General features: G+C 63.5%; 12 protein-coding genes and 1 pseudogene. 9 read left to right on the forward strand and 4 right to left on the reverse strand.

The genetic code is table 11. From position 1 onward, the window contains the following. Positions 1-42 precede the first annotated feature (42 nt). Entirely contained in the window at positions 43-1491 is a 1449-nt protein-coding gene (locus AC1DOP_RS25955) for a hypothetical protein (protein ID WP_442123685.1), read from the reverse strand. A gap of 285 nt (positions 1492-1776) precedes the next feature. Between AC1DOP_RS25955 and AC1DOP_RS25960 the strand changes: the two genes are divergently transcribed. The 3 genes from AC1DOP_RS25960 (at position 1777) to AC1DOP_RS25970 (ending at position 3544) form a co-directional block, all read left to right on the forward strand. Further along, the gene (locus AC1DOP_RS25960) at positions 1777-2439 is read left to right on the forward strand and encodes a thiol:disulfide interchange protein DsbA/DsbL (protein WP_442123686.1); all 663 of its coding nucleotides are present in this window, start codon (positions 1777-1779) and stop codon (positions 2437-2439) included. Further along, positions 2436-2774, forward strand: coding sequence for a hypothetical protein (locus AC1DOP_RS25965; RefSeq protein ID WP_442123687.1), 339 nt, complete (start codon positions 2436-2438; stop codon positions 2772-2774). The genes AC1DOP_RS25960 and AC1DOP_RS25965 overlap by 4 nt, the downstream gene beginning before the upstream one ends. Before the next feature lie 101 nt (positions 2775-2875). Continuing rightward, positions 2876-3544 carry a thiol:disulfide interchange protein DsbA/DsbL gene (locus tag AC1DOP_RS25970; RefSeq protein WP_442123688.1) on the forward strand — a complete coding sequence of 223 codons (669 nt, stop codon included), beginning with the start codon at positions 2876-2878 and terminating at the stop codon, positions 3542-3544. Between the two features lie 2 nt (positions 3545-3546). Here AC1DOP_RS25970 and AC1DOP_RS25975 read toward each other — a convergent pair whose 3' ends face one another. Next, positions 3547-4863 (reverse strand): ATP-binding protein, encoded by a 1317-nt coding sequence (locus AC1DOP_RS25975; RefSeq protein ID WP_442123689.1) that lies wholly within the window; start codon positions 4861-4863, stop codon positions 3547-3549. Positions 4864-5075: 212 nt separating this feature from the next. On the opposite strand from AC1DOP_RS25975, the gene AC1DOP_RS25980 reads away from it, so the two are divergent. From AC1DOP_RS25980 to AC1DOP_RS25995, 4 genes are all read left to right on the forward strand, one after another. Further along, positions 5076-6311 (forward strand): hypothetical protein, encoded by a 1236-nt coding sequence (locus tag AC1DOP_RS25980; protein ID WP_442123690.1) that lies wholly within the window; start codon positions 5076-5078, stop codon positions 6309-6311. A 62-nt stretch (positions 6312-6373) separates the two neighbouring features. Further along, on the forward strand, positions 6374-7243 hold the full coding sequence (locus AC1DOP_RS25985) for a MipA/OmpV family protein (RefSeq protein WP_442123691.1): 870 nt from the start codon (positions 6374-6376) through the stop codon (positions 7241-7243). A 2-nt stretch (positions 7244-7245) separates the two neighbouring features. Then, positions 7246-7923: a hypothetical protein gene (locus AC1DOP_RS25990; RefSeq protein ID WP_477254148.1), complete on the forward strand. Its 678-nt coding sequence runs from the start codon at positions 7246-7248 to the stop codon at positions 7921-7923. A gap of 18 nt (positions 7924-7941) precedes the next feature. Continuing rightward, positions 7942-8688 carry an SDR family oxidoreductase gene (locus AC1DOP_RS25995; protein WP_477254150.1) on the forward strand — a complete coding sequence of 249 codons (747 nt, stop codon included), beginning with the start codon at positions 7942-7944 and terminating at the stop codon, positions 8686-8688. On the opposite strand, the gene AC1DOP_RS26000 is transcribed toward AC1DOP_RS25995, so the two are convergent. Next, positions 8689-9375, reverse strand: coding sequence for a response regulator (locus tag AC1DOP_RS26000; RefSeq protein WP_442123694.1), 687 nt, complete (start codon positions 9373-9375; stop codon positions 8689-8691). Between the two features lie 232 nt (positions 9376-9607). Between AC1DOP_RS26000 and AC1DOP_RS26005 the strand changes: the two genes are divergently transcribed. Continuing rightward, positions 9608-11839 carry a heparinase II/III domain-containing protein gene (locus AC1DOP_RS26005; RefSeq protein WP_477254153.1) on the forward strand — a complete coding sequence of 744 codons (2232 nt, stop codon included), beginning with the start codon at positions 9608-9610 and terminating at the stop codon, positions 11837-11839. Positions 11840-12125: 286 nt separating this feature from the next. Here the strand turns inward: AC1DOP_RS26005 and AC1DOP_RS26010 are convergent. Beyond that, positions 12126-12338, reverse strand: a pseudogene (locus AC1DOP_RS26010) (arsenical resistance protein ArsH); the annotation flags it as partial. 128 nt (positions 12339-12466) lie between these two features. On the opposite strand from AC1DOP_RS26010, the gene AC1DOP_RS26015 reads away from it, so the two are divergent. Then, a partial coding sequence (locus tag AC1DOP_RS26015) for a DUF1565 domain-containing protein (protein ID WP_442123696.1) occupies positions 12467-12684 on the forward strand: 218 nt, incomplete at its 3' end.

Raw genomic sequence — 12684 nt, forward strand, 5'->3', positions numbered from 1 at the left:
TCGGCCGGCTGCGTCCTGTCCGACGTGCGAATTGCCGTCGGCTTACCTGATCTCGTCCTCCCGGACGATGGTAATTCCAGCCGATACGCAGGCGTCGGAGGCCAGGCAGCCCGGCACAATGAATGGCGCGATCGTAACCGCCTTGTACCAGCCGTTTTCGCCGATCGAACCGAAGGCCTTGACGCTCCAGTTAATAAATGGGTCATGTAGTTCCGCCAGATGTTTCAGCGGCGGGAACCCGTTGGCCATTTGGAAATACCAGCATTGATCCCCGGTAGGGCAGCCAGCTCCGCTGACGCCAACCAGTGAGTCCGGATCGCCATAAGCGTTGAGGACCAGTTTTCCGGTATATGCAAGACCTGCGCCTTTTATGCCGCTCAGCAGTGCCTGGTTGACCTGTTGCCCCTGAAGTAATCCGGTACTGAAACTCGAAAATCCCGCCGCAAATGCTGCGTTTTCCGCCGTGCCCGCGGCAAGCCCGATATATTCACCAATATACTGGCCCTGGATCGCCAGACCGATACTGAATGCGACCACGATGAGCTTTTCGAGGAAAGTGGGCTCGGGAGGATGATATTCGTAAAGCCACCCATTTACCCTGGTGCCTGCCGCGTCTTCGAAGCCGATATTAATGTTTGCCGATCCGTTCGAAATCGGTATGTCGATGCGGCCGGTTCCACATACCGTGAATGGCGTAACGCATCCGTTCTGGTACGTGAAGTTGGATTCGAACACGCTGAGGATATGATAATACGCCGTCGGCTGCACGCGCCGCAGGTCGAGCCATCCCATGAACGCTCGCCGTTCTTCCATGGTGTACATCGGCCTGTATGGGGGCGATGCTATTTGATACGGAGGCGTCGTCGCTCTCAGGTCATAATGCGTTTCCGCCCTGACGGCCGAGATGCCGCCAAATATCGGCTGGTTTTCCCTGTCGAGTTTCGAGTCATACCATCCGGCGTACTGGACGATATTGTTCTTGTCTCGAAAAATGACAAGAATCGTACCGGGGCGAATGGGGTCGCCTGCCGCTCTGTCCGAAATTTTTGCACACTCGCCTTTGAAACCATAGCCGTTGGTTGCGGCAAATAATAGAACGCTCTTTTTCCACTGATTCCAGCGCGATCCGGTGATTTGGCCGCAGGTCCATCCGCTATCCAGCAAGGAACTCCAGTCAGCCGTCGTCGAGCTCGGCAAAGTCTCGGCTTTGGCCATTCCAGATCCCGACGAGAGAATGAAGCCCATAATACTGAATGCTAAAAGGCGTTTGAAAGCAAGCCAGCAGTTTCGGATATTTCTCAATTCGTCCTCGCATGGTTGGGGATGGATTTTCTGATTTTTACTATACATATTGTTCAGTTTCTCGGCAAGATATTTTCGGATATCTATTCCGTCTGAAAATGGGTTTTCTAGCGATAAAATTTGATAAGTGATTTGATATTTATCAAACGAATTTTTCTGATTTAATTTATTTAGATTTGTTTTATGCAAATCGAATTAATTGTTTTCTTGGAAAGTCATGGTGGAATGGGCTGGACAGTAAAAGTACCGATGTGATGCGAGATTCGACGAAATGCGTCCTGCCCGGCAGGAACTGAAGGACCGGTTCGACAACCTGGCGTGAACTTACTACGGCGCGATCAATTGTTAATTGACGGGAAGCCGGTTTTTGTTACCATTGGTAAGTGCCGTAAAAAATAAGCCCCGGCTAAGGCTCGCAGGCGAAAAAGTGGTAATCTCGCGGTCGTTTGCACAACCCACACTAGAAGGATACTTATGCGTTCCCTCCGTTTTGCCCTGCTTGCCGCCAGTCTCGTCGTCAGCACTGCTTTCGCCTCGCCGACCGACCCGAAGAACGGCGTCGAGTACGTGACGCTCGCTCAGCCGCAGCCGACGCAGGCCGCCGGCAAGAAGGTCGAGGTGATCGAGTTCTTCATGTACCACTGCCCGCACTGCAACGCGCTGGAACCGCAGTTCGAACAATGGGTCAAAAAGCAGGGTGATAACATCGTCCTGAAGCGCGTGCACATCCCGGCCAGCGGCCCCAACGATCCGGAAGCCCACCTCTACCTGACGCTGGAAGCGCTGGGCAAGGTCGACGAGATGCACGCCAAGGTATTCAAGGCCATCCACGTGGACCGCATCCGCATGAAGGACGACGCCACCGTCATCGACTGGGCCTCCAAGAACGGCATCGACCGCGCGACCTTCACCAACGCCTGGAATTCCTTCGGCGTGATGACCAAGCTGCGCCGCCTGTCGCAAGTCGTCGATGCCTACAAGGTCGATGGCGCGCCGACCATCGTCATCGACGGCAAGTACCAGACTTCGCCGGCGACGGTTTACAATTCGGTCAAGACGGGTAACGAACCCCAGCTGTTCCAGGCCACCCTGCAGGTCATGGATGCACTGGTCGCGAAGGCAGCCAAATCGAAATGAGCGATGCCGAAGGCAAGATCCTGAAGATCTATGACAAGTCCAAGCCGGAAGACGAGGACTTGTACGACACCAGGTATTACCTCCACTGGGCCTGGGCCCTGGTGGCGGTCCTCGTCGGCCTGGTCTTCTGGCTCTGCATCGCCCTCGTGAATGCCGAAAACCAGCGTTATGCGCTGATGACGAACAAGTGTGCCGATCCCCTGTTCAAAGGGGAGATCGACCGCCGCTGCCTGCTGACCGTGGACTCGCGCCCGCACTTCTGGGAACACCTGTGGTACGGCATGAGCCACCTGAAGCCGGAACGGCCTGCGGAAACGCCGGCGCGCCGCCGCTGACTCTTCAGGTTTATTCGAGAATCCCGCGACCCAGGCGGGATTTTTTTTGCCCGAAAGAATGATAAGCTAGACAATACCGATAACCACAAGGGGAATTGTCCATGCGTCTACTGCGCCTTGCCGCCGCCTGCCTGCTCGCCACCGCCGTCGCCATCCCGGCCTTCGCATCGCCGGCGAACCCGCAAAACGGCGTCGACTACACGACCCTCGCCCAGCCGCAGCCGGTACAGACCAGCGGCAAGAAGGTCGAGGTGATCGAGTTCTTCATGTACCACTGCCCGGTGTGCAATGGCCTCGAGCCGGGCTTCGAGGAATGGGTCAAGAAGCAGGGCGACCGCATCCAGGTGCGCCGCATCCACATGCCATTTACGGGCGCCAACGATCCGGAAGCCCACCTGTTCCTGACCCTGGAAGCCCTGGGCAAGCTCGACGAGATGCATGGCAAGGTCTTCGATGCCGTCCACAAGCAGCGCATCCGCCTGAACCAGGACGGCCCCATCATCGACTGGGTCTCGAAGAACGGCATCGACCGCGCGACCTTCCTGAACGCCTGGAATTCCTTCGGCGTGCAAACCCGCCTGCGCGGACTGGACCGCGTGCTGGGCGCCTACAAGGTCGAGACGGTGCCGACCCTGGTCATCGACGGCCGCTACGTGACCTCGCCGGGGCAGGTCAACGCCAGCCTGAAGACCAACAATCCGCAGGAAATGTTCCAGGCCACGCTGCAGGTGGCCGATGCCCTGGTCGCCAAGGCGCTGCAGAGCAAATAAGCTCAGCCGGTCAGTACGCCGTCGGGCAGGGTGATGATGAAGCGCGCCCCACCCAGCGGCGAGCGTTCCACGCGCAAGGTGCCGCCATGCAGCCTGACCGCCTTGCGCGCGATCGACAGTCCAAGCCCGAAGCCGCCGGTGGCGCGGTCGCGGCTGCGGTCGAGGCGGTAGAAGGGTTCGAACACGCGTTCCCGTTCTTCCTCGGGGATGCCGGGGCCGTCGTCGTCGACCAGGATCCGCAGCAGGCCGTCGTCGCGGCGGGCGCTCAGCGCCACCGTATGCGCCGCGTATTTCTGGGCATTGCGCAGCAGATTGCCCACCGCGCGCGCCAGCAGGCGGCGGTCGCCGGCGACGCTGCCCAGCATGGCGCCGAGTTCGACGTGCAGCTCGGCCGGCGGCGGATGCAGGCCCTCGGCGCATTCGCGCAGCACCGGTTCGAGCTCGAACAGGGCGCGCTGCGCTTCCGTCGCATTGTCCAGCTTGCTCATCGACAGCAGTTCGTTTACCAGCTCGTTCAGCTCGGCCAGGTCGCCGTGCATGGCCGCAACGCGTTTCGACAGCGCCGGGTCGCCGGCCTTGTCGGCGAGCAGTTCGAGCCCGAATTCCAGCCGCGCGATCGGGGTGCGCAATTCGTGCGACACCGAATGCAGCAGGTTCCTCTGCGATTCCAATAGCCCCTGGATGCGTCCGGCCATCGCATTGATGCGCTGGGCCAGCGGATAAGCCGCGTCCGAGGGTTTCATCTGCGCGCGCGCCGCCAGCTTGCCGGCGCCGAACTCGTCGGCCACCCGCGCCAGCATCTGCAGGCCCTGCCAGTGCGAGCGCGACCACAGCGCGATCGGCACCAGCAGCGCCAGCGCCACCACCACGTAGCGCACCAGTTCCATCAGCAGGGCCTGGCCGAGGTCGACCGGCAGGCGGGAGGCGCGTAACGCCTCCTCGTTGCTGCCGATATAGCGCTCGCCGGCCAGGTCGACCCGGCGGAAGAAGGTTTTATGGCTGGGGTCGAGCACCAGCTCGCCGCGCTCGAAGGCCGCCCGGCTGCCGTAGGGCAGGGCCTGGCGCGCCTGGTCCAGCGGGATCAGGTCGAACTGCGTCGTCGATACCTCGCGCACCTTGTTCAGGCGCCCCAGCCATTCGTCGGCGGGCGCCTGGTCCACGTATTGTTCGAGCAGGAAGATCTGGGCCGAGGCCTGGCGCCGCGCGATGTCTTCGAAGGGATCGCCGAACAGGCGCGTGAAGACGAAATACACGACGAAAGTCGCTGCCGTGATCGACAGCATGACCAGGATGAAAAAACGGAAGAAGAGGCGGTTCACGCTGCCGGGCAGGTCGTCATGCTCATGAGGCGAAATTGTATAGGAGCAATGATCAAAAAAACCATCTTTTACAAAGTTCAGACAAAAGCCGGACATCTCGAGGGGGATTTGCTTGCATGTCCTGCGTAGGATCGTTACTCATCAGGTTTTTCCGTTTGGCCCACCTGATGCGCGACTGACGGTGGGCCTTTTTTATTCCGAAAGAGGGCAGCATGAGGATCTTTGGACGTGCGATGTTTGCGCTGCCGGTCGCCGGCGCGCTTCTGGCGGCGGGACTGGCCGCTTGCGGCGGAGGTTCCGGTACGCAATCCGACCGCCAGGCAGGCCAGGCCAGCCAGGGTGTGGCAGTGGGTGAACCGGCCCCGAGCCTGGCGCTGGGCGACTTCATCACCCGGGCGCGCGAGGCCAGCTGTAACGAGACCCGCAACCGCCTCTACCTCATCGACGGCAAACAGGTCCTGTGGGACCATGCCGGCTACTGCGCCGATGCTTCCTATGAACAGGTGCTGTACGGCGACAAGCCGGACACCGTGCTGTGCACCCACGGCGACACCTTCGCCGGTCCGCGCACCACCTGCCAGGACGGCGCCGCGCGCACGCTGTTCGAGACCATCATCCAGAACCTCGACAAGCCCGACCTCGGACTCGGCGGCACGCACAAGGTCGAACGGGTCAGCTTCCTGCCGACGGCCGGCACCCGGATCCCCTTCGAGCGCGTGGCCAAGGACAGCTTCTCCGGTGTGACCGGGAAGAAATATGTCGTCATCAAGGACGAAGCTTCCTGGGGCCGCCTGTGGAGCGAGCACGTCGCCGGCCGCACGCCGGCGCCCACACTGCCGGCGGTCGATTTCGCCAACAAGATGCTGGTCGGCGTGTTCGCCGGCGAATCCGGCAGCGGCTGCCACACGATCGCGATCCCGCGCGTGACCGCCGGCACGACCACCATCAAGGTCGAGGTCGACGAGCGCGAGCTGCAGACCTTCGACGTCTGCCCGGCCGTGGTCACCCATGCAATGCAGGTCGTGGCGATCGAGCGCAGCGATATCCCGGTCGAGTTCGTCGCCGCCTCCGCCAACGAGGTCCCGTTCAAGACCATCAGCCAGACCAGCCAGTCGAAGGTGGAGGAAGCCCGCACCGTGGTCGTCAAGGATGCCGACGCCTGGTCCCTGCTGTGGCGCTACCATGCGCCGGACCAGCCGGTGCCGCCGGTCGACTTCAGCACCACGATGGTGGTCGGCGTCTTCATGGGCTATACCAACCCCTGCTATTCGACCTCGATCGCGAAGATCACCCGCGATGCCGGCAAGATCACGGTCCAGAAAGTCGACCGGCATCCGCCGCCGGGCGTGATGTGCGCGATGATCATGACCTCGCCGGCCCACCTGGTCGCCATCGAGCGCAGCGATCTGCCGGTCGAATTTGCGACAGAAGTCGTGCAGGGACAGTGAAGATGTGGGAGGACGAAAGACAAGCACGTAGAATGTTGTCTTCCTGAATCTTTACTCACCCTATGAACAAGCTTCTCTTCCTCGTTGTGAGTACCGGCGCACTGGCGGGCTGGCTGGCTGGCGGTGCGGCGCGCGCCCAGACGCCGGCCGTCAATCCGATGCCGGACGGCAGCCGCGACATGTACGTGGGCCTGGGCGCCCAGTCGGCACCGCGCTACGAGGGTTCGGGAAGCCGCAAGCTGTCCGCATTGCCGGTGCTCCAGGTTGAATGGAGCAACGGCATTTTCATTTCCGGGATGAGCGCCGGCATGCACCTGTCCAGGTCGCCCACCGTCGAGTACGGCCCGCTGCTGGCGGTCCAGGCTGGCCGTGACGAGTCCGGCACCAGCGTCGAGGTCGGCGGCGTCGGCATGAACGGGCTGATCGGCCCGGCGGCCGGCGAGAAGGCGATGTTCATGACCGGCCGCCTGGCCGGCATGGACGAGATCGGTGCGCGCCTTCAGTTCGGCGGATTCTACAATGTCTACCTCGACCCGCAGTGGCGCCTGACTTCCAGCCTGCTGGTCGGCGCCGGCCGCGACCATGACGGCGCGCGCCTCGAGCTGAACGTCCAGCGCCTGGCCCTGGCCGCCGGCAGCCATCACCGCGTGTCGCTGACGGCCGGCGTGGGCCTGGTCAACCGCCAGTACAGCGAAACCTATTTCGGCGTCACCGTGGCGGAAGCCATGCGCAGCCGCTTCGGCGCCTGGCAGCCGGGCGGCGGCCTGCAGGACGTGCACGCTTCCGTACGCTGGAACTGGGTGCTGAGCCCCTCCTGGATGCTGACCTCGAACCTGCAGGCCAAACGCCTGCTGGGCGACGCCAGCCATAGCCCGCTTACCCAGCGGCCCACCAACCTGACGGTTTCGACCGCCTTCGCCTATCGATTCTGACGATGCGTCCCGCTCGACCACTCATCGCATCCCTTGCCCTGCTGCTGGCGGCCGGTTCGGCCGGCGCGCAGGCGCAGGATGCCGTGAGCTACCGGGACGCCTACCGGGCCATGGTGGTGTTCGACAAATACGGCGGTCCGAAAAACCTGCTGGTGAACCAGCTGCAAGTGCTGCCCAGGGAGCGCGGCGCCCTCGCCGAAGGGCTGCAACTGAGCCTGACCGGCAGGTCGACTCAGCTGAACCTGCCGCTCGATCCGCTGGGACGCGCCGTGTTCCCCCTGCAGAAAGCCGCCTACGACGAGAACGCCTCGCTGAGCCTGAACCGCAAGGGCATCGCCTTCACCCTGCGCCCGCAGGTGTCGATCGCGCCGCGCGCCGACGGCGTCTACGACGTCGCCGAACTGCGCAGCGCCTGCGCCCAGGCCCTGGATTTCGCGCGCTACGTCGACGCCTCCCAGCGCTCGCGCCAGTGCGCCGGCGTGCGCTTCGTGTTCGCGAAGAAGACCGAAGCCGGCGCCCGCCTGCGCCGCCCGGACGGCACCGAGCAGGTGCTGCCGGTGACGAATGCCGAGGCCGAGGGCGGCTTCCCGGCCGTCGGCTGGCGCTTCGGCGGCGGCGCCGAGCGCGGCCAGATCGCCACCTACAACGCCCCGCTGGCCATCCTTCCCATCTTCGAATAGCCGCGTTATTCTTGCGGCATGCCTAAATCCTTGCTCATTACCGGCGCCGGCCGCGGCATCGGCGCCGCCTGCGCCATCCTGGCTGCCGAACGCGGCTGGCAAGTCGCCATCAACTACCGTGCCGACCGCGCGGCCGCCGCCACCATCGTACGCCGCATCGAAGATGCCGGCGGCAGCGCCTTCGCCGTGCAGGCCGACGTCGCCCGGGAAGACGATGTGCTGCGCATGTTCGCCACGCTCGACGAACGCTTCGGCCGGCTCGACGGCCTGGTCAACAATGCCGGCATCCTGGCGCGCCAGATGCGGGTCGAGCAGATGGATGCGGCGCGCATCGGGCGCATCCTCGCCACCAACGTGACCGGCAGCTTCCTGTGCGCGCGCGAAGCGGTGCTGCGGATGTCGACCAGGCATGGCGGCAGCGGCGGCGCGATCGTCAACGTCTCCTCGCGCGCCGCGGTGCTGGGGTCGAGCGGCGAATACGTCGACTATGCGGCCTCGAAGGCGGCGCTGGATGCGCTGACGATCGGCTTGTCGAAGGAAGTGGCGGACGAGGGCATCCGCGTGAACGGCGTGCGCCCCGGCCTGATCGACACCGAGATGCACGCCAGCGGCGGCGAACCGGGACGCATCGCGCGCCTGCAGGGCTCGGTGCCGATGGGGCGGGGAGGGGAAGCGATCGAGGTGGCGCGCGCCATCCTGTGGCTGCTGTCCGATGAAGCGTCCTATACGACCGGCAGCTTCATCGACGTGTCTGGAGGTCGTTGATCAGTTCCAGGCCGAGGGCGAGAACAGGTAACCCTCGCCCCACACGGTCTTGATCTTTTCGGAGAGGTTGTCGTCGAACTTCTTGCGCAGCTTGGAGATGCAGTTGTCGATGCTGCGGTCGAGGCCGTCGAACTCGATGCCGCGCATCTTCTTGAGCAGTTCGTCGCGCGACAGCACGCGGCCGGCGGCCTCGGCCAGGACCAGCAGCAGCTTGTACTCGGTATTGCTGAGCACGCATTGCAGGCCGCGCCAGGTGACGCTGCGGTCGTTGGTCATGATGCGCAGCTGGCCGAATTCCAGCATCCGGGTATCCGGCACCGCCTTGGTCTGGGTGCGGCGCAGCAGGGCGCGCAGGCGGGCCAGCAACACGCGCGGCTGGACCGGCTTGTTGACGAAATCGTCCGCGCCCTGTTCCAGGCCCGAGACTTCGTCGTAGGTATCTTCGCGCGCGGTCAGGATCAGGATCGGCACATCGGACTGTTCGCGGATCTGGCGGCATACCACCATGCCGTCCATGCCGGGCAGCATCAGGTCGAGCACGACGATGTCGGGCTGCTTTTCCTTGAAATGTTCGAGCGCGGTATCGCCCCGAGTGACGAGCTCGACCGAAAATTCATAGCCGGACAGGTATTCCGTGACCAGTTCCGCCAGGCGCGGATCGTCTTCGATCAACAGTACGCGATACATGATGTTCTCCTTGAGCCGTGATTGTATAAGAGCAAATATCAAAGAGGCAGATTTACCGTCGTAGCTGGACAAATTGATACAGTTTCGCGACAAAAGCGGGGTAGTAAACGAAAGCATCCGGCGCAGCGGATTTCGTCCGGCGCGGCACGGACGCTCGCCGGTACCGCTAACTGGCGCACAGTCGAGAAAGTCGTGCGGTAGGATCATGCTTCCCATTCACGGGAGCATCCGCATGACATTGCACTGGAAAGGAATAGCCGTTACGGCGGCCTTCATGCCGCTGCTGTGGCCGCTCAGCGCGCAGGCCGACTGGGCGCAATCGGCCGATCCCCTGGTCGTCCGGACCATCCCCTCGAACAGCGAAGTCCAGTTGCAGAACCCGCCGACCTTCAGTTGGGCCCGTTACCCGGGCGGCGCCCCCCGCTACGAGATCCAGATCAGGCCGGAGGGCGGTTCGCCGCTCGGTGCGACCGTCGACCGCAACTGGTACCTGCCGGCCAAGTCCCTGGCGCCGGGCAACTACAGCTGGCGCGTGCGCCCGTCCGGATCGAACGACTGGTCGACGCCGCGGACGTTCTCGATCACCGGCAAGTCGACCGCATTCGAGGTGCCGGACAATGCAGCGCTGCGCGCGCGCATCCTGGCCAGGGCCCGGCCGCGTTCGCTGCCGCCGTCGTTCACGCCCTACGCCGCCTGGAGCGCCTCGAAGAAGAAGGAGTTGGACCCTTACCTGAGCCGCCTGGTCAACGTGGTCAAGCTGCAGACCGGGGCGCTGCCGGACTTGGATGACGAGAACTGGCCGCTCGTGATCGCTGCACCATTGACCGCGGCGATGGCGGCCCAGCAGAGGGAAGTCGCGAACCGCATCGACGAAGCCTCGCGCCAGCTGGAATCGGCGGCCATCCTGTGGCGCCTGAAGAAAGACCCGGTTTACCTGAACGAAGCGTTCAAGCGCGGCGACCAGCTGGCCGCGCTGGACCCCGCGGGTCCGACCGGCCATGCTGGCCAGGACCAGGCGACACGCCAGATCGCGCTCTCGCTGGTGAAGGCGGCCGACCTGCTGGCCGGCGACCTGGACGTCGGCCGCAAGGCGAAATGGCTGAAGACCGTCAGCGTGCGCGCCGCCGAGATGTTCAAGGACCTGGCCGCCGACCGCGGACGCCTGGACCAGCATCCCTTCGATCCGCACGCCACCACGCTGCAGGGCTATATGGCGCTGATCTCGACCCTGGCGCTGGGTGACATCCCGGACGCGCAGCAGTGGTTCGACTTCAGCTTCCGTGCCCATGCCGCCATGCCGGAGCCGTGGTCGGGCCAGGAGGGCGGCTACGCCAACGGCACCGCCTACGCCGAATACACGGCCGGCTACCTGGTCGCGCTGTGGGACCCGATTCTCCAGGCGACCGGCGTCAACCTGTACGCCAAGCCGTGGACGGTGGGTTTCATGAACTTCCTCATCGAATTCGTCCCGCCCGGCGCTCCCGTGCATGCCTTTGGCGACGGTTCCGAGACCAGGCCCGACTTCCGCGTGCTGCGCGCGCTGGCGAACCGCATGGTGTCGCCGCGCGCCGCCTGGTATGCGAGCAAGGTGAAGGCCAGCGAGGATGCGCTGTCGCTGCTGGAGGGCCCCTACCCGATGCCCGTGACCGGGACCCGGCGCAAGATCCCGCCGGATAACGCGGCCTCGTTCCCGAGCATCGGCTGGGTGGCGATGCACAAGGACATCGGCTCGAGCGGGGATACCTCGTTCTACTTCAAGTCCAGCCCCTACGGCGCGTTCAACCACAGCCACGGCGACCAGAACGGCCTGCTGCTGACGGTGGCGGGCAAGCCGCTGCTGGTCAAGGCCGGCTGGTACGACTGGTACGGCTCGCCGCAATGGACCGACTGGTACCGCCAGACCAGGTCGCAGAACGCGGTCACCTTCGACGGCGGCAAGGGACAGCTGGTGAACGGCTACCGCGAGCAGCTGCAGCACTACGGCCGCATTACCGCGTTCTCCGTGAAGCCGGACCACGACTACGCCGAAGGCGATGCGGCCCCGGCCTACGGCGGCCAGCTGACCCAGGCCAGGCGCCAGGTCGTGTACCTGCATGGCCCGAACGCCTTCGTGGTGCGCGACAAGCTGGCGGCGAATGCGCCGCACACCTACGAGTTCAACGTGCACGCGCCGGTCCTCATGAAGGTCGAGAGCCCGGCCAGCGTGAAGATCGGATCGGGCCGCCAATCCGTCTGCCTGCGCGACCTGAACGGTGACGCCCCGTTCGCCAAGTGGGATGGGCCGCGGCCGAAGAAGGGCGTGACGGAGGACCATGGCGCCTTCTACCTGAAGAACGATGGCGGCTCGGTGGCGGAATTCCTGGTACTGCTGGATGTCGGCTGCAAGCGGCCGAATGTGACGGTCAAGAGTTCGGGGAGCCGGCGCCTGGTGACGGTTGGCGGACAGGCTTTCGAATTCGATTGACCTTGCCATTATTGGAAGGATTACGCTCGATCTCATATTCATCTCTCTTGGAGCGATCATGGTCGAGTATCCCGTGCCGGGCTTGCGCTGCGTGTTGTGCGTTTATCGTCTGAAGACGGCAATCCGGAAGATCGATCCGGCGCTGGAGGTCAAGGTCGATCTTCGAAGCGGGCGGGTTGGGGTTGGGCGGCAGGACGACATCGCTACCGTCGAGCGTGCACTGGCGTATTTGAAGGCGCTTGCACCCGTCAGCTGATTCAGTTGACCGCCACCTACAATTTTTCAATCTGCCGGTCGATCTCCTTGCACGCTCGTTGCGCTCGCTGTAGCGGTCGCTCAGGTAGTCGGTACGGCCGCGCATCAGCAGCGTCATTTTATAGAGCTCTTCCATCACGTCGACAACCCGGTCGTAGGCAGAAGGCCGCATCCGCCCCGCGTCGTCGAATTCCTTGTACGCCATCGGCACCGACTGGTTCGGTATCGTGCACATGCCCATCCAGCCAAAAGCGCGGCAGGGCGTAAATCGTGCTAAGTTCGCCCGAAAAGCTGGTTTGCGCGGTAGTTCGACAAGGTGCGGCATCCAATATGTCTAAGCTAATGTTGCTCAGCGGTTTTGCAGTATTACTCATGAGCTCGGCTGCAGCGTCTGCAAGAAACCTGTATGTTTCCACCTCGGGCCGCGACACCAACGCGGGCACGTCCAGCACCGCTCCGTTGCGCACCATCCAGCGCGCCTCCAACCTGGCCCTGCCGGGCGACACGGTTCACGTCGCACCGGGCACCTATTCCGAAACCATCACCTCGTCCGTCAACGGCACCGCGAGCGCACGGATCCGCTTCGTGTC

The sequence above is a fragment of the Massilia sp. 01N410 genome (assembly GCF_056399665.1).

Coding starts and splice junctions, on each gene's coding strand:
- AC1DOP_RS25995 (WP_477254150.1), top strand. CDS start 7,942: ATGCCTAAATCCTTGCTCATTACCGGCGCCGGCCGCGGCATCGGCGCC.
- AC1DOP_RS26005 (WP_477254153.1), top strand. CDS start 9,608: ATGACATTGCACTGGAAAGGAATAGCCGTTACGGCGGCCTTCATGCCG.
- AC1DOP_RS26000 (WP_442123694.1), bottom strand. CDS start 9,375: ATGTATCGCGTACTGTTGATCGAAGACGATCCGCGCCTGGCGGAACTG.
- AC1DOP_RS25965 (WP_442123687.1), top strand. CDS start 2,436: ATGAGCGATGCCGAAGGCAAGATCCTGAAGATCTATGACAAGTCCAAG.
- AC1DOP_RS25980 (WP_442123690.1), top strand. CDS start 5,076: ATGAGGATCTTTGGACGTGCGATGTTTGCGCTGCCGGTCGCCGGCGCG.
- AC1DOP_RS25960 (WP_442123686.1), top strand. CDS start 1,777: ATGCGTTCCCTCCGTTTTGCCCTGCTTGCCGCCAGTCTCGTCGTCAGC.
- AC1DOP_RS25970 (WP_442123688.1), top strand. CDS start 2,876: ATGCGTCTACTGCGCCTTGCCGCCGCCTGCCTGCTCGCCACCGCCGTC.
- AC1DOP_RS25990 (WP_477254148.1), top strand. CDS start 7,246: ATGCGTCCCGCTCGACCACTCATCGCATCCCTTGCCCTGCTGCTGGCG.
- AC1DOP_RS25985 (WP_442123691.1), top strand. CDS start 6,374: ATGAACAAGCTTCTCTTCCTCGTTGTGAGTACCGGCGCACTGGCGGGC.